Origin of the sequence: Williamsia herbipolensis (genome assembly GCF_000964005.1) — a bacterium.
GTDB lineage: Bacteria > Actinomycetota > Actinomycetes > Mycobacteriales > Mycobacteriaceae > Williamsia_A > Williamsia_A herbipolensis.
On the sequence record NZ_JXYP01000018.1, the window covers coordinates 13,477 to 29,259 of the forward strand.

12 protein-coding genes are annotated in these 15,783 nt (G+C 68.9%); 8 read left to right on the plus strand and 4 right to left on the minus strand.

Translation table 11 applies throughout. The features are described 5' to 3' along the window. Positions 1-8: 8 nt before the first annotated feature. Complete coding sequence (locus tag TU34_RS08720) at positions 9-1,328, plus strand: M16 family metallopeptidase (RefSeq protein ID WP_045822492.1); 1,320 nt, start codon at positions 9-11, stop codon at positions 1,326-1,328. On the opposite strand, the gene TU34_RS08725 is transcribed toward TU34_RS08720, so the two are convergent. Then, complete coding sequence (locus TU34_RS08725) at positions 1,329-2,825, minus strand: amino acid permease (protein WP_045822612.1); 1,497 nt, start codon at positions 2,823-2,825, stop codon at positions 1,329-1,331. It lies immediately after the preceding gene. A gap of 177 nt (positions 2,826-3,002) precedes the next feature. Between TU34_RS08725 and TU34_RS08730 the strand changes: the two genes are divergently transcribed. Then, positions 3,003-4,841 (plus strand): DUF294 nucleotidyltransferase-like domain-containing protein, encoded by a 1,839-nt coding sequence (locus tag TU34_RS08730; RefSeq protein WP_082080056.1) that lies wholly within the window; start codon positions 3,003-3,005, stop codon positions 4,839-4,841. Positions 4,842-4,843: 2 nt separating this feature from the next. Here TU34_RS08730 and ald read toward each other — a convergent pair whose 3' ends face one another. Further along, positions 4,844-5,956 carry an alanine dehydrogenase gene (ald, locus tag TU34_RS08735; protein WP_045822493.1) on the minus strand — a complete coding sequence of 371 codons (1,113 nt, stop codon included), beginning with the start codon at positions 5,954-5,956 and terminating at the stop codon, positions 4,844-4,846. A 149-nt stretch (positions 5,957-6,105) separates the two neighbouring features. Between ald and TU34_RS08740 the strand changes: the two genes are divergently transcribed. Beyond that, the gene (locus tag TU34_RS08740) at positions 6,106-6,600 is read left to right on the plus strand and encodes an Lrp/AsnC family transcriptional regulator (RefSeq protein WP_045822494.1); all 495 of its coding nucleotides are present in this window, start codon (positions 6,106-6,108) and stop codon (positions 6,598-6,600) included. A 32-nt stretch (positions 6,601-6,632) separates the two neighbouring features. Here the strand turns inward: TU34_RS08740 and TU34_RS08745 are convergent, their stop codons facing one another. Together TU34_RS08745 and TU34_RS08750 are read right to left on the minus strand one after the other, a co-directional pair. After that, a complete protein-coding gene (locus TU34_RS08745; RefSeq protein ID WP_052688819.1) occupies positions 6,633-7,856 on the minus strand; it encodes an NAD(P)/FAD-dependent oxidoreductase in 1,224 nt (407 codons plus the stop codon). Positions 7,857-7,866: 10 nt separating this feature from the next. After that, the gene (locus tag TU34_RS08750) at positions 7,867-8,271 is read right to left on the minus strand and encodes a bifunctional 3-phenylpropionate/cinnamic acid dioxygenase ferredoxin subunit (RefSeq protein WP_052688820.1); all 405 of its coding nucleotides are present in this window, start codon (positions 8,269-8,271) and stop codon (positions 7,867-7,869) included. A gap of 146 nt (positions 8,272-8,417) precedes the next feature. Between TU34_RS08750 and TU34_RS08755 the strand changes: the two genes are divergently transcribed. From TU34_RS08755 to TU34_RS08775, 5 genes are all read left to right on the plus strand, one after another. Continuing rightward, a complete protein-coding gene (locus TU34_RS08755; protein WP_045822495.1) occupies positions 8,418-9,215 on the plus strand; it encodes an IclR family transcriptional regulator in 798 nt (265 codons plus the stop codon). Between the two features lie 165 nt (positions 9,216-9,380). Continuing rightward, complete coding sequence (locus TU34_RS08760) at positions 9,381-11,858, plus strand: GcvT family protein (RefSeq protein ID WP_045822616.1); 2,478 nt, start codon at positions 9,381-9,383, stop codon at positions 11,856-11,858. Then, complete coding sequence (solA, locus tag TU34_RS08765; protein WP_045822496.1) at positions 11,855-13,087, plus strand: N-methyl-L-tryptophan oxidase; 1,233 nt, start codon at positions 11,855-11,857, stop codon at positions 13,085-13,087. Before TU34_RS08760 ends, solA begins: the two co-directional genes overlap by 4 nt. Beyond that, positions 13,084-14,232 carry an aromatic ring-hydroxylating oxygenase subunit alpha gene (locus tag TU34_RS08770; protein ID WP_045822497.1) on the plus strand — a complete coding sequence of 383 codons (1,149 nt, stop codon included), beginning with the start codon at positions 13,084-13,086 and terminating at the stop codon, positions 14,230-14,232. The genes solA and TU34_RS08770 overlap by 4 nt, the downstream gene beginning before the upstream one ends. A gap of 10 nt (positions 14,233-14,242) precedes the next feature. Then, entirely contained in the window at positions 14,243-15,727 is a 1,485-nt protein-coding gene (locus TU34_RS08775) for an aldehyde dehydrogenase family protein (protein ID WP_045822498.1), read from the plus strand. Positions 15,728-15,783: the final 56 nt, after the last annotated feature.

Here is a 15,783-nt window from a genome sequence, read left to right on the forward strand (position 1 = left end):
GACCTGCGCTGAACAACACCACACCCACGCAGCCCACCGGGACCCGCGACTCCGTCCGGAGAAGCGTCCTGCCCGGTGGGCTGCGTGTTGTCACCGAACACATCCCCGGGGTCCGATCGGCATCGATCGGCCTCTGGGTCGGCGTCGGCTCCCGCGACGAGAAGCCCAGTGTCGCCGGCGCCGCGCACTTCCTCGAGCACCTGCTGTTCAAGGCGACCCCGACGCGCACCGCGTCGTCGATCGCCCAGGACATGGACGCCATCGGCGGGGAACTGAACGCGTTCACCTCGAAGGAACACACCTGCTTCTACGCCCACGTCCTCGACGAACACGCCGACATGGCGATCGACATGGTCGCCGACGTGGTGCTGCGCGGACGGTGCACCTCCGACGACGTCGACACCGAGCGAGACGTGGTCCTCGAGGAGATCGCGATGCGCGACGACGACCACGAGGACCTGCTCGCCGACGCCTTCATGACCGCGACCTTCGGTGACCACCCCATCGGTCGCCCGGTGATCGGCTCCGCGGAGTCCATCGCGGCCATGTCCCGCAGGCAGATCCAGTCGTTCCACACCCGCCGCTACACCCCGGACAAGATGGTGTTGGCCGTGGCGGGCAACGTCGCCCACCGCGACGTGCTGGCCCAGGTGCGGGAGTCGTTCGGTGCACACCTTCAGCAGGGCGTCTCCGCGACACCACCGCGACGGAGCGGTCACCGACCGCCCACGCGCGCCGGCCTCGAGGTGATCCACCGCGACAGCGAGCAGACCCACCTCATGCTCGGCGTACCCACGGCGGGACTCGCCGACGACGATCGGTGGGCTCTGTCGGTGCTCAACGCCGCCATCGGTGGAGGACTGAGTTCGCGTCTGTTCCAACAGATCCGCGAGGAACGGGGACTGGCCTACTCGGTCTACTCCGGTGTCGACTCGTTCAGTGACGTCGGCACGTTCTCCGTGTACGCCGGGTGCAACCCCGATCGGCTCGCCGATGTCACCTCGGTGGCGGTCGAGATCCTCCGCGACGTCGCGACCAACGGCATCACCGACACCGAGTGCGCTCGCGCGAAGGGAGCGCTGCGCGGTTCACTGCTCCTGGGTCTCGAGGACACCCAGTCGCGGATGCACCGGATCGGCAGTGCGGAGCTCGATTTCGGGCGCAGGCGTCCGGTCGCGCGCTCACTCCGGCAGATCGAGTCGGTGCGCACCCGACAGGTCTCTGCCCTCGCGTCACGCCTGCTCGGGGCCGCCCCGGCGGTCGCGGTCGTCGGGCCCTACCGACGTACGCGCGACCTGCCCGCATCGGTGCGGGCGCTCACACGCTGATCAGCTCTTACGAGCGGTGAACTCCCGTTCCTTGGCCGCCCACGTCGACTCGATCTTGCCGTCGGTGTTGGCCTTCACGTTGTCGCGGATGAGGTACCAGCCGCCGATCAACAACGCTGCGATGAACGGGATCCCGATGACGACGACGTAGAAGTCGACGCGACCACCCTCCTTGTCGAGCCAGCCCGAGACGCCGAGACCGACGATGACCGCGACGAGGAACACGAGTCCGAATATCGATGTGTAGGGGTGACCGGGTGCCTGGAATTTGCTCTTCGGGATGATGCCCTTGTTCACCAGCGACCGCAGTTTGAGCTGACAGGCGAATATGGTGCCCCACGTGAACACGATGCCCAGTGACGCGGCCTCGAGAGCGATGTCGAAGGCACGACCCGGCACGAGGACGTTGAGGATGACGCCGAGCACGTAGACGACCGTGGTCATCGCGATGCCCGCCCACGGCACACCGCCGTTGCTCATCCTGGTGGTGAATCCCGGTGCCTGCTTGCTCATCCCGAGGCTGCGCAGGACTCGGCCGGTGGAGTACAAGCCGGAATTCAAACTGCTCATCGCCGCGACGATCAGCACGACCTGGATCACGTCGCCCATCCAGCCGAATCCGAGCTTGTTGAACACCGTCACGAACGGACTGGTGCCCGATGTGTACGAGGTGGTCGGCAACATGGCGCACAGCAGCAGGATCGAGCCGATGTAGAACACCGCGATACGGAAGATGACGGCGTTCACCGCGCGGGGGACCTCCTTGTCGGAGTCCTCCATCTCGCCGGCCGCGACGCCGACCATCTCGATGGCGGCGTAGGCGAAGACCACGCCGGACATCACGAGGATCGGTCCGTACCAGTTGTAGGCGCCGCTGGTCGGCCAGAAACCGCCTGGGTTGTCCCAGAGGTTCGAGAACCCGGCCTGGTGGTCGCCGACGTGTACCGAGCCGAGGACCACGACGAGGCCGACGATGAGGAACAGGACGATCGCACCGACCTTCAGGATCGAGGCCCAGAACTCGAACTCGCCGAACGCCTTGGCGCTGAGCAGGTTCACCGCGAGGACCACCACGAGGGCGATCAGTGCCGAACCCCAGTTGGGCATCGAGGGGAAGTTGTTGTTGACGTAGACGCCGACCGCCGACAGTTCGGCGATGCCGGTCAGGGCCCAGTTCAGCCAGTACATCCAGCCCGTCACGTATGCGGCCTTCTCCCCGAAGAACTCGCGCATGTAGGAGACGAACGCGCCGCTGGTGGAGCGGTGCAGCACGAGTTCGCCGAGGGCGCGCATGAGGAAGTAGGCGACGAGTCCGGCGACGGCATAACTGACCAGCAGGGCCGGACCGTTCGCGTTGAGGCGTGAGGCCGATCCGAGGAAGAGTCCGGTGCCGATCGCGCCGCCGATGGCGATCATCTGCACCTGCCGTCGCCCGAGCGACTGTTTGTACCCGACCTGTTCCGCGTCGAGACCCGACGTACCGATGTCCGTGCTCATGTCGCCCTCCGTACCCCGGATGTTCACCGGCTTGAACAGTAGCGGCAACCGGGTTTCGCGCGGATTACATTGGGAGTCAGGCGATGTTGCCGATCACGACGAAACGGACATTCCTGCCGGGTTTGTTCGTTTCGGTCCGGCGTGGCGCGGATGTCGCGCACTTGCGAAGATGTCCCGATGACCGCGGTCGCGCAATTCCTGGGGCTCCACCCGCCGTTCGACGCGCTCGCTCCCGCGGAACTCGACCGCCTGGCCGCGCGGGCGACGATCGGCGAGTTCGCCGCCGGCGCGGAGATCTTCGACGGGTTCCGCGACACCGTCGAAGAACTCGGCGTGGTGATCACCGGCGAGGTGGGCCTGTGGAGTCTGCCCGACCATCTCGACGGTGAACCCGACGAGATCCTCGGCCCCGGCGGGGTGTTCGGCTACTTCTCGTTGCTGACCAACGCCGCACGGGGCCCACGGGCGGTCGCCATGTCGGCCAGCACCGTGTGCCGCATCCCGAGCGACTCGGTGCACGCGGTCTTCTCGAGCATGGCCGGCGCGCGGTTCTTGGCCGGCCAGCTCCGACTGCCGCGGAGGATCGATCCCGTACGCCCGCGCGGGGGCATCGTCGACGAATTGATCCGCACCGCACCGGTGGTGGGAACCCCGACGATGTCGGTGAGCGAGGCGGCGCGTCTGATGACCGAGCGCCGCCGCGACTACGTCGTGATCCCGGCGGGCGACGGGACCGTGGGGGTCCTCACCGACTCCGACATCAGATCCCGGGTGGTGGCGGCCGGCGAATCCGGGGACATCCCCGTGAGCCGTGTCGTCACACCCCGCGCCCGCACCGTCGTCACCGGCACACCCGCGGCCGACGCGCTGCTGCAGATCCTCGAACACGGACTGGGCTGTCTTCCCGTGGTGGAACCGGGTGGACGACTCGTCGGTGTGGTGGGCCCGGGTGACTTCATCTCGGCGCCGGGCGGGGCGAGCGTGTCGCTGCGGCATCAGATCGGCCGCGCACGGTCGGTGGAGACGTTGGCCGAGCAGGCGGGGCGCATGCCGTTCGTCGTCGCCGACCTCGTCCGGCGCGGGCAGCCCTCACACGAGGTGACCGCGATGCTGTCCCTCGTGCACGACGCCGTCGTGCGCAGGGCGTTGGAACTCGTGCTCGAGCGCCACGACGACGTCGACCCCGACAAACTGACGTGGTTGTCGTTGGGCAGCAACGCACGTCGTGAGGCCGTGCTGAGCTCCGATGTCGACAGCGCGGTCGCGTTCGACGAGTCGGTGTCCGACCCCGAGCAGATCGCCGTCTACCGGGCAGCGTTCGCCGAGGTCGACGACGTCCTGCGGGCGTGCGGACTCACGATCGACGTCAACGGGGCGGTGGCGTCGTCGCCGCTGTTCGCCCGGACCCATGCCCAATGGCGTGCGGCGGCGGCGCAGTGGTTGGCCGCACCGCTGGAGAACAAGGGCATGATCATGACCTCGCTCATGCTCGACGGCCGTCCCATCTGGGGCGACCGCGGCCTGTCCGGGGTGGCCGAGGTGTTCGGCGATCTGCGGTCGCACCCGGGGACCCTGCGCCTTCTCCTCGCGGAGTCGTTGTCGCACAAGGCCCGGATCCGCTCGATGCGCGACGTGTTGGCCCGCCGCGGCGGGACCTTCGACATCAAGACCCACGCCCTCACACCGTTGGTGAACATCGCCCGGTGGGCCTCGTTGAGCGTGGAGTCCCTCGAACTCGACACCCGCTCGCGCCTTCGTGTCGCGGGCGGCAGCCCGATGCTCACCGAGGAGAACGCCGGAGTGCTCATCGAGGTGTTCGATGTGCTGCAGAAGATCCGGATCACCTACCAGGTCGCACAGCTCGACCGCCGGGAGTCCGCCGGTGACGTGCTCACCATGCGCAGGCTCTCACCACTCGACCGGAGTCTGGTGGCACAGGCGGTCCGCGAGGTGTCGGGTATCCAACGCCGGATGATCAACCTCTCCCACTACGCGCCGATCGGCGAGCAGGACTGACCTCAGACGCCCAGCGGCGACGCGCCCACCGGCAGGTCCAGTGCGGCACCCACCGACGGCGCCAACAGAGCGCCTGCGTGCGTGCTGAGTCCCGCGGCCAGGCTCGCATCGTCGGAACATGCCCGCTGCCACCCCTTCTCGGCCAGGGCGACGACGTAGGGGAGGGTCGCACCGGTCAATGCCGAGGTCGACGTACGCGCGACGGATCCGGGCATGTTCGCGACGCAGTAGAACACCGAGTCGTGCACGGTGAAGGTCGGGTCGTCGTGGGTGGTCGGATGCGAGTCCTCGAAGCACCCACCCTGATCGATGGCGATGTCGACGAGCACCGATCCGGGCTTCATCGACGCGACGAGGTGGTTGGACACCACCACGGGGGCCTTCGCCCCGGGAACCAGCACGGCGCCGATCACCAGATCGGCCTTCTTCACGGCCTCCTCGAGCGCGAGGGCGGTGCTGTAGCGGGTGTGGACCCGCCCGGCGAAACGGGCGTCGACGGCACGGAGTTTCGCGATGTCGAGGTCGAAGACGGTGACCTGCGCGCCCATGCCCATGGCGATCGTCGCGGCGTTGACGCCGCTCACCCCGGCGCCGATCACCACGACGTCGGCGGGTTCGGTGCCGGGCACACCACCCATCAGCTGGCCGCGTCCGCCCGCCGACCGCATGAGGTGGTAGGCGCCGACCTGCGGTGCCAGGCGACCGGCGACCTCACTCATCGGGGCGAGCAACGGCAGAGACCCGTCACGCGCCTGGACCGTCTCGTAGGCGATGGAGGTGATGCCCGACGCGAGCAGCGCGTCGGTGCACGGACGGCTCGCCGCCAGGTGCAGGTAGGTGAACAGGGTCTGCCCCGAACGCATCCGCGCGTACTCCGCGGCGATCGGCTCCTTGACCTTCACCACGAGGTCGGCCTGCTCCCAGATGGCGTCGGGGGTCGCCAGGATCTGCGCGCCGGCCTCCTTGAAGTCGACGTCGGTGATCGCCGATCCGGCGCCCGCACCGGCCTCGATGACCACCTCGTGTCCGCGTCGCGTCAGTTCGGCGACGCCGGCGGGTGTGATGGCGACGCGGTACTCGTTGTTCTTGATCTCGCGGGGGATTCCGACACGCATGACGTTGCCTCTCGTTCGCTGCGGCGCGGCGTCGTCGCCACGATGGTGTGCCTCCCAGCGTGAACACCCTTCGGTGCATCATCAATTCTTCCGAACAAGATTCTCTGTACAGGGACCATCTGGAAGATCCGGCGAGATATGCTGCGCGGGTGAGCGTCGAATCGAAGGATCTTCGGACCGTCGTCGGTCGTCGCGATCTCGACGAGACCGATCGCCTGCTCCTGGCGTTGCTGCAGGCCGATGCGCGGATGCCCAACCGCGAACTCGCCGAACGGGCGGGGATCGCCGCGTCGACGTGTCACGGTCGGGTGCGGCGCCTGATCGAACTCGGGGTGATCCGCGGGTTCTTCGCCGACATCGACCCGGCCGCGGTCGGTCGGACGTTGCGCGCGATGGTGGCGGTCAGCCTGCAATCCGACGCGCGGGGTCAGATCCGTCGGTTCGTCGGCCAGATCGGCGCACAGGACGAGATCATCGACGTCTTCTTTCTCGCCGGATCCGATGACTACCTGTTGCACGTCGCAGTGGCCGACACCGAGGCGCTCCGCGGTTTCGTCGAACGGCTGAACTCTCGACCCGAGGTCGCGGGCACCACCACATCGCTGGTGTTCGAACACCTCCGGGCGGCCGCGCCGGTCTTCTGACCCTGCGCCCGACCCGTGGGGCGGTGGTCGACTCAGGCGTGCGCGACGGACGTCGCCGAGCCGGTGAGCGCGCGATCCATCGTCTTGCGCAGCCGGAGGAAGTCTCGGGGACGGTCGACGGCGACCACCGCAGCGGGACGGTCGCGGTCGCCGAACACGGCGAGGAAACCCTCGGTCGCCCCCGGGTCCATCGACCCGTCGACGAGCTGCGGCTCCACGCCGACGGGGATGTGCCCACAGACCTGTACGCGGTGACCGTACTGATCGCTCCAGAAGGAGGGCGCCCGCTGCGGTGGGGGTTCGAGACCGGCGATGCGGCGTGCGACCGTGCGCGCCTGGTCGACGGCTGAACTCCAGTGTTGGCGCCGCACATGGGTTCCGGTGATCGGGTCGAAGGTGCGTGCGCAGTCGCCGACCGCGTAGACCCCGGGCATGGAGGTCGCACCCCCGGCATCGGTGACGAAGCCGTCGTCGAGTGCGATACCGGACGCGGCCGCCCATTCGGTGTCCGGGACCGATCCGATCCCGACCACCACCACGTCGGCGTCGAGGACGCGTCCGTCGCCGAGGGTCACCGAACGGACCCGTCCCTCGGTCCCGTCGATGGTCTCCACCGCCGCCCCGGTGTTCATCGACACCCCGGCGAGTGCGTGGCGCGCCATCGACCACCGGGCGACGTCGACTCCGAGGACCGCAGCACCCGGGATCTCGGTCGCCTCGATGATGGCGACCTCCGCGCCGAGGGTGCGAGCGGTGGAGGCGATCTCGGCGCCGATGAAACCGCCGCCGATCATCACCACCCGACGGGCGGTCCGCAGGTCGGCAGCGAGGGCGCGGGCATCGTCGAGGGTGCGGAGCACGTGGACACCGTCGAGGTCGGCGCCGATCAGCGTGCGGCCTCGAGCGCCGGTCGCGAGGATCACCGCGTCGGCCGGCCCGACGGGGTGGTGCTGTCCGCGTCGGACGCTGATGCCCTCGGCGTCGACCGACAGGCCGTCGGCCGCGACACCGAGGTGCCAGTCGAAGGTCTCGGCCTCGCCGTCGAGAAGGAGTGCCGTCGGTCCCGGGTGGGCGCCGTGCGCGACGGCGGCGCTGTTCGGAAACGTTTCCAGCAGAACGTCCTTGGAGAGCGGCGGGCGGTCGTAGGGCAGCCACGACTCGGCGCCGACGAACGCGATCGTGCCGGTCACGCCGGAGGCCCTCAGCTCGCGCGCCGCCGTGAGGCCGGCGAGCGACGCCCCGACCACGGTGATCACGTGGAGCCGATCATGCGGCGCCCGAGACGTCCTCGACCGGAGCGGGTACGGACAGCGAGCGGTCGTGGAGGGTGATGTGCACCCGACCGTCGACGACGGTCACCGGGTGGGTGGCCACGGCGCGGGTGGCCGGCGGGCCGGTCGGCATCCCGGTGCGGAGGTCGAAGCAGGTCTCGTGCAGCGGGCACTCGACGGTGCAGTTCTCCACCCATCCGTCCGACAGTGAGGTGTCCTGATGGGTGCAGGTGTCGTCGATGGCGAACACGCCCTCGACGGTGCGGATCACCGCGATGGGCGGGTGGTCGGCGGGCTCGATGCGCATCGGCACGTCGACCGCGAGATCGGCGGCGGCGACGTCCACCACGGTGGCGACACCGTGGGGTGTGGCGGTCGCAGGGGTGTGGACAACGGACATGGGTTCACCTCGAGACGGCGGGATCAGTGACGCGCGGCGTTGCGTTGAGGGCAACATAACGCATTGTGCGCAACAGAGTCGCATCGGTGCGTGCGTCCGTCAAGCGTGTCGGACCCTTCGCGGCCGCAACTATGCTGGGGAGCGACATGGACATCAACGACACGGCCGACATCTCACCCGATCGGAACCGTCCCGCCTCGATCCAGTCGGTCGATCGCGCGCTCGAGGTCCTCGAGATCCTGGCTCGACACGGGGAGGGCGGCGTGTCCGACATCGCCGACACCCTCGGCGTGCACAAGTCGACGATCTCGCGGCTGGTATCGGTGCTGGAGGGTCGCGGATTCGTCGAGCAGGTCGCCGATCGCGGCAAGTACCGGCTGGGGTTCACCATCGTCCGACTCGCCGGTGCGACGATGGCCACCCGCGACCTCGGACGAGAGAGTCGCGACATCGCCGGCCCGCTCGCCGAGGCCGTCGGTGAGACGGTCAACCTCGCGATCCTCGACAGCGGGCGCGCGGTCAACGTCACCGAGGCCAACGGCTCCCCGGGGATCTCGTTGCGCACCTGGGTCGGCCAGAGCTGCCCCGCACACGCCACGTCGAGCGGCAAGGTGTTGCTCGCGGCGCTCGACGACACCCGACTCGACATGGCCGTCGGTACGACGCTGGAGCGCTTCACGGCGTCGACGATCGGCGACCTCGATGCCCTGCGCGCCGAACTCGGCGACATCCGTCGGCGCGGATGGGCTCATGCGCGAGAAGAACTCGAGGAGGGGCTGACCGCGGTGGCCGCCCCCATCCGTGATCACACGGGCGATGTCGTCGCTGCGTTGAGCATCTCCGGTCCGACCTTCCGGATGTCCGACGACCGACTTCCGACCTTGTCGGCCGAGGCTGTCGATGCGGCCGACGCGATCAGCGTCCGCCTCGGCCACCGCGCCTGACTCGCCCACACCTGATCGACCCCTGCTCCGACCCGGTGACACGCCGCGCGTCGAGTTGACGTTTGCGATCCCCGGCCGCACCATGTGTTGCACAGAGGGCAACGTGTTGCAATCAACGCAACAATAATCGACCCCACGGAACAACGGGACGGAATCGAGGTGGTCATGACCGGTCCTCGCGTGGTCATCATCGGCGCAGGCATCGTCGGAACCTCGCTGGCCGACGAGCTCACCGGTCGCGGATGGACCGACGTCACCGTCCTCGACCGTGGACCGCTGCCGGCCACGGGCGGATCGAGCAGCCACGCACCCGGCCTGGTGTTCGCGACCAACCCGTCGGAGACGCTGTCCCGCTTCGCGCAATACACCGTCGACAAGTTCCGCGGGCTCGCGGAGACCTCGGATCGCCTGTGTTTCAATCCGGTCGGTGGGCTGGAGGTCGCGACCACCGAGGCACGCATGACCGATCTGCACCGCAAGGCCGGATGGGCGCGTGCGTGGGGCGTGTCGGCGCGGATCGTCGACGCCGCCGAGTGCGCCCGGCTGCACCCCCTGCTCGACCCGGCGACCGTGCTCGGCGGGTTGCACACGCCCACAGACGGTCTCGCCGACGCGCTGGCATGCGTGGACGTCCAGCGCCAACGAGCCGAGGCCGCCGATGCACGGTTCGTCGGCGACACGCGGGTACGCGCGATCGTGACCACCGGCGACCGGGTGACCGGTGTCGAGACCGCCGACGGCATCCACCCCGCCGACGTCGTCGTGTCGTGCGCGGGATTCTGGGGCGTCGAGATCGGTGCGATGGTCGATCTGCGCGTGCCGCTCGTCGCCATGGGACACCAGTACGTCGAGACGACGACGGTGGACCCGCTTCGTGGATCCGTCGACCCGCGTGTGGGCAAAGCAGCTGCGACACTGCCGATCCTGCGCCACCAGGACGCCGACCTCTACTACCGTCAGCACGGCGACCGGATCGGTATCGGCTACTACGGGCACCACGCGATGCCCGTCGACATGGATCGTCTCTACCGTGACACGCGGGAACAACCGATGCCCTCGATGTTGCCGTTCACCCCCGCCGATTTCGCGCCCGCCTGGACGGAATCGACCCGCGTTCTCCCGAGCCTCGCCTCGGCGTCGGTCGCCGACGGGTTCAACGGCATCTTCTCCTTCACCCCCGACGGCGGGCCCGTCCTCGGACCCCATCCGGGTCTCGACGGGTTCTGGGTGGCCGAGGCGGTCTGGGTCACCCAGTCGGCGGGCGTGGCACGCACCATGGCGCACTGGATGATCGACGGCAGCCCGGATCTGTGTGTCGCCGGCTGCGACATCGCGCGGTTCTCCGCCCGCGAGACCGCCCCCGATCACGTCGCCGCGATGAGTGCACGCGCCTTCGACGAGGTCTACGACATCATCCATCCGCGCGAACAACGGTCGATACAGCGCGATCTCACGGTGAGTCCACTGCACGAGCGTCACCGCGCACGCGCTGCGGTGTTCGTCACCTCCCACGACTGGGAGCGCCCGGCGTGGTTCGAGGCCAATACCGCACTGCCTCAGATCGATACGGCGAGCGCCGCGTCGGCGCATCGCGACGACTTCTCCACGCGCCACTGGTCGCCGATCGTGCTCGCCGAGGCGGCCGCCACCCGGGCAGGGGTCGGTTTGTTCGACATGACGTCGCTGATGAGGGTGCAGGTCAGTGGAACCGACGCCGTGTCGTTCCTCGCCCCCATCCTCACCCGCGACCCCGATCGCGCCGTCGGGACGGTCATCTACGCGCTCATGCTCGACCCCTCGGGCGGCGTGCTCAGTGACGTCACCGTCGCACGCACCGCGGCCGAGTCGTTCCAGATCGGGATCAACGGTCCGCTCGATCTCGCACGTCTGCGCGCGCTCGCCCGTGTCGCCCGCCGCGACGGCGCCGATGTCGAGGTGCGCGAGATCACCGCCGAAACAGCGTGTCTCGGTGTCTGGGGGCCGGCTGCGCTCGCCCTGGTCGATCCCCTCAGCGAGGCCGCGCTCGGGCCCGACGACCTCGGTTTCTATCGCACGGTGCGCACCAGGATCGCCGACGTCTCGGTCCTGGCCATGCGGGTGTCCTATGTCGGGGAGTTCGGGTGGGAGTTGTACGTCGCCGCCGACGACGCCGTCACCCTTGCCGACGAACTGACCAGCGCGGGCGCATCTCTGGGCGCAGTGTGGGCCGGACGCGGCGCGCTCGACACCCTGCGGATCGAGAAGGGATACCGGTCGTGGGGGACCGACATGACCGTGATGCACTCGCCCGACGAGGCCGGGTTGGCCTTCGCCGTCGCCAAGAACCACGACTTCGTCGGACGCGCGGCGATGTCGCAGCGTCCGGTGCGGCGGCGCCTGCACACACTCGTCGCCGACGACCCCGGCACGCTCCTGCTCGGTCGGGAACCGGTCACCGGCCCCGACGGGACCGTGGGACACGTGACATCGGCCGCGTTCTCGCCGATCGTGCACCGCACCATCGCCTACGCCTGGGGCGCACCCGAACTGCGTGTCGGTGACCAGGTGCACGTCGACCACCTCGCGACGACCGCGACGTTCACGGTGTCGCCGACCACCACCGTCGACCCGGAGAACGCCCGCCTGAAAGGACGCACAGCATGACCGACGCACCACTCGACCCGGGCGACGTCGACGCCCAGGTCATCGTCATCGGACTCGGTGGCATGGGATCGGCCGCGGCCTACCACCTCGCCCGCCGCGGCGTCTCGGTGCTGGGTCTCGAACAGTTCACCCCGGCCCACGATCGGGGGTCGTCGCACGGCGGGTCCCGCATCATCCGGCAGTCGTACTTCGAGGATCCCGCGTACGTGCCGTTGCTGTTGCGCGCCTACGAACTGTGGGAGGAGCTCGCACGCGCATCGGGCCGCGAGGTCTACCGCATCACCGGCGGGCTGTTCATCGGACCACCGGAATGCGCCACCGTGTCGGGCTCGCTGCACGCAGCGCAGTTGTGGGGTCTCGAACACGAGGTGCTCGACGCCGGCCAGGTCACCCGTCGCTTCCCGGGGTTCGTGCCCGAGGCCGGTCAGGTGGCCGTGTACGAACCGCTTGCCGGTTTCGCGCGACCGGAGGAGACCGTCGCCGCGCACATCGACCTCGCCGGACGCGAGGGCGCCGACCTCCGATTCGGTGAGACGGTCCGATCCTGGAGCGATCACGGTCAGTACGTGGAGGTCGTGACCGACTCCGGGCGCCTCCGGGCACGGGAACTGGTGATCTGCCCCGGAGCCTGGGCGCCGGAGATCCTCGCCGACCTCGGCGTCTCGATCGAGATCGAGCGCCAGGTCATGTACTGGTTCGGCCTCGACGCCCCGACGGCAGCCGACGACCCCTCCTCCGACGACGTCCCGGCGATGGTCGACGCGCCCATCTACATCCAGGAGAACGCCGACATCGAGCAGATCTACGGATTCCCGGCGATCGACGGACCCGACGGGGGAGTGAAGGTCGCCTTCTTCCGCAGGGGCGACACCTGCTCGCCGGAGACCATCGACCGTGTGGTCCACGACGACGAGACCGAACGGATGCGAACCCGGGTGCAACAGCTGCTGCCCGGTGTCGCCGGCCCCGCCCTCGACGCCGCCACGTGCATGTACTCGACCACCCCGGACCACAATTTCGTGATCGCACGGCATCCCCGACACGATCGGGTGACCGTGGCCTGTGGGTTTTCCGGGCACGGGTTCAAGTTCGTGCCGGTGGTCGGGGAGATCCTCGCCGATCTCGTGGTCGACGGTCACACCGACCACCCGATCGACATCTTCGATCCGACCCGCGCCGCGCTCGCCGCGGGCGGCGGGGACCGAGTCGCGACAGCCGGTGCCCGATGACCGCCCTCGACGAGACAGGGCGTACCGACCCGGCACCACCCGACACGCTCGTGGCGACACTGGCCGGGGCCGCCTACACCGACCCCGCCGCCTTCACCCGCGAACAGGAGTCGATCCTCGAACGGCGCTGGATGTGCGCGGTCCGCAGCGCCGATCTCGATGCCCCCGGGCGCTTCGCGACCGTCGACATCGGCCGAGAGAGCGTGCTGGTGGTACGGGGGCGTGACGGCGCCCTGCGTGCGTTTCTCAACAGTTGCCGCCACCGGGGTGCGCTCATCTGCACCGAGGCGCAGGGGGCGGTCCGGCGAAACCTCCAGTGCCCGTACCACGCCTGGACCTACGGTCTCGACGGCGCTCTCGTCGCCGCACCCAACCTCAGCAGCCTGGGCGACATCGACCGCACCCGCTACGGACTGATCGGCGTCGCGAGCCGCGAATGGCTCGGCTACCTGTGGGTGTGCCTGGCCGACGAACCGCCGTCGTTCACCGAGACCGTGATCGGCGCGGTCACAACACGTCTGGGATCGCCCGAACAGATCGATCGCTACGGCGTCGCCAATCTCGCGATGGCGCACCGTGAGACCTACGAGGTCGCCGCCAACTGGAAGCTCATCGTCGAGAACTTCATGGAGTGCTACCACTGCGCGACGATCCACCCCGAACTCACCGAGGTGTTGCCGGAGTTCGCCGACGGTCTCGCCGCCCAGTACTACGTCGGACACGGCGCCGAGTTCGGCGGCGAGATCGAGGGATTCACCGTCGACGGGTCATCCGGGTTCGCACCGCTACCGGACCTGACCGCCGATCAGGATCGGCGCTACTACGCGATCACGATCAACCCGACGGTGTTCGTGAACCTGGTGCCCGATCACGTGATCGTGCACCGCATGTTCCCCGCCGCGGTCGACCGGACGGTCGTGGTGTGCGACTGGCTCTATCACCCCGACGTGATCGCGTCAGGTGGCGACACCCGAGGCGGTGTCGAGCTGTTCCACCGTGTGAACGTCCAGGACTTCGACGCCTGTGAACGCACGCAGCCCGGTATGTCCTCGCGCGCCTACGCCTCCGGCGGCGTTCTCGTACCCGCCGAGCACCACATCGCGCAATTCCACGATTGGATCAACGAAATGTGCGCCGACGGGTGAGGATGAGGAGGTGAGTGACCTCTTCATCGACGGCGCGTGGACCGCGGCGACCTCCGGCCGCACCCGCGATTGCATCGATCCGGCCGACGGGACGGTGATCCGGTCGGTCGACGAGGCGTCACCGGCCGACGTCCGCGCGGCGATCGTCGCCGCACGCGCCGCCTTCGACGACTCGCCGTGGCGGTCGACGACCGTGGCCGACCGGTCGGCCATCCTCGACCGCATCGCCGACCTGTTGATGCGCGACATCGAGTCGCTCGCGTTGATCGAGACCCGCGACACGGGGAAGACGCTCGCGGAGAGTCGAATCGACATCACCGACGTCGTCGCGGTGTTCCGCTATTACGCCGACCTGGTCACCACCAGTTCCGACCGACTCGTCGATGTCGGGAACCCCGCGGTGATCAGCCGTGTGGTCGCCGAACCCGTCGGTGTGTGCGTGATGATCGCGCCCTGGAACTACCCGCTTCTGCAGATCTCGTGGAAGATCGCCCCCGCGTTGGCGGCCGGCGCGACCATGGTCCTCAAGCCCAGCGAGGTGACGCCGCTGTCGACGATCGAGCTGACCCGGCTCATCGCCGAGGCCGGTGTGCCCGCCGGTGTCGTGAACCTGGTGCTCGGCGCCGGATCCGATCTGGGGGCCGCACTCACCGACGACCCCGACGTGGACCTCATCTCGTTCACCGGCGGACTCGCGACCGGCAAGGTCATCGCCCGCACGGCTGCCGAACACGTCACCCGTGTGCTCGTCGAACTCGGCGGCAAGAACCCGCACGTGGTGTTCGCCGACGCCTGCGCGACCCCCGAGGCCATGTCGGCGACGGTCGACCAGGTCCTCACGGGGGTGTTCCTGCACTCGGGTCAGGTCTGCTCGGCGGGGACGAGGTTGATCGTCGAGGAATCCGTCGCCGACGACCTCGTCGCCGCGGTCGCCGACCGTGCCGGCCGGATCCCGATGGGGCCCGGTGTCGATCCGGCCAGCCTCACCGGCCCGCTCGTCTCGGCACAGCAGCTGGCCAAGATCGTCGATTTCGTGGCGGTGGGCGTGGCCGAGGGAGCGACGCTGGTCACCGGCGGCCACCGCTCGACCGAGCCGCGTCTGGCCGAGGGCTACTTCTTCGAACCCACGGTGTTCGACCACTGCGACCGCTCCATGCGCATCGTCGCCGAGGAGACGTTCGGCCCGATCCTCACCGTCGAACGGTTCACCACCGAGGCCCACGCCCTGGAACTGGGCAACGACACCGCCTACGGCCTCGCCGCCGGTGTCCGCACCTCCGATGCCGCACGCGGCGAACGGATGGCGCGCGGTCTGCGCCACGGCACGGTGTGGGTCAACGACTTCGGCTACTACACCCCGGCCGCGGAGTGGGGTGGCTTCGGTCGGTCCGGGAACGGTCGCGAGCTGGGTCCCTCGGGCCTCGCCGAATATCAGGAGCTCAAACACATCTGGACCAACACCACCGCCCCGCCGGCGGGGTGGTTCCCGCCCTGAGAGTCCCCGCCTGCAGGTCAGGGCCCACGTCGTACCGCGCCACAGACATCACGAGA

What these genes read in the sequence shown, in the direction of transcription:
- TU34_RS08770 (WP_045822497.1), top strand. Translation starts at nt 13,084, where the DNA reads ATGACCGCCCTCGACGAGACAGGGCGTACCGACCCGGCACCACCCGAC.
- ald (WP_045822493.1), bottom strand. Translation starts at nt 5,956, where the DNA reads ATGCGTGTCGGAATCCCCCGCGAGATCAAGAACAACGAGTACCGCGTC.
- TU34_RS08730 (WP_082080056.1), top strand. Translation starts at nt 3,003, where the DNA reads ATGACCGCGGTCGCGCAATTCCTGGGGCTCCACCCGCCGTTCGACGCG.
- TU34_RS08750 (WP_052688820.1), bottom strand. Translation starts at nt 8,271, where the DNA reads ATGTCCGTTGTCCACACCCCTGCGACCGCCACACCCCACGGTGTCGCC.
- TU34_RS08760 (WP_045822616.1), top strand. Translation starts at nt 9,381, where the DNA reads ATGACCGGTCCTCGCGTGGTCATCATCGGCGCAGGCATCGTCGGAACC.
- TU34_RS08725 (WP_045822612.1), bottom strand. Translation starts at nt 2,825, where the DNA reads ATGAGCACGGACATCGGTACGTCGGGTCTCGACGCGGAACAGGTCGGG.
- TU34_RS08755 (WP_045822495.1), top strand. Translation starts at nt 8,418, where the DNA reads ATGGACATCAACGACACGGCCGACATCTCACCCGATCGGAACCGTCCC.
- solA (WP_045822496.1), top strand. Translation starts at nt 11,855, where the DNA reads ATGACCGACGCACCACTCGACCCGGGCGACGTCGACGCCCAGGTCATC.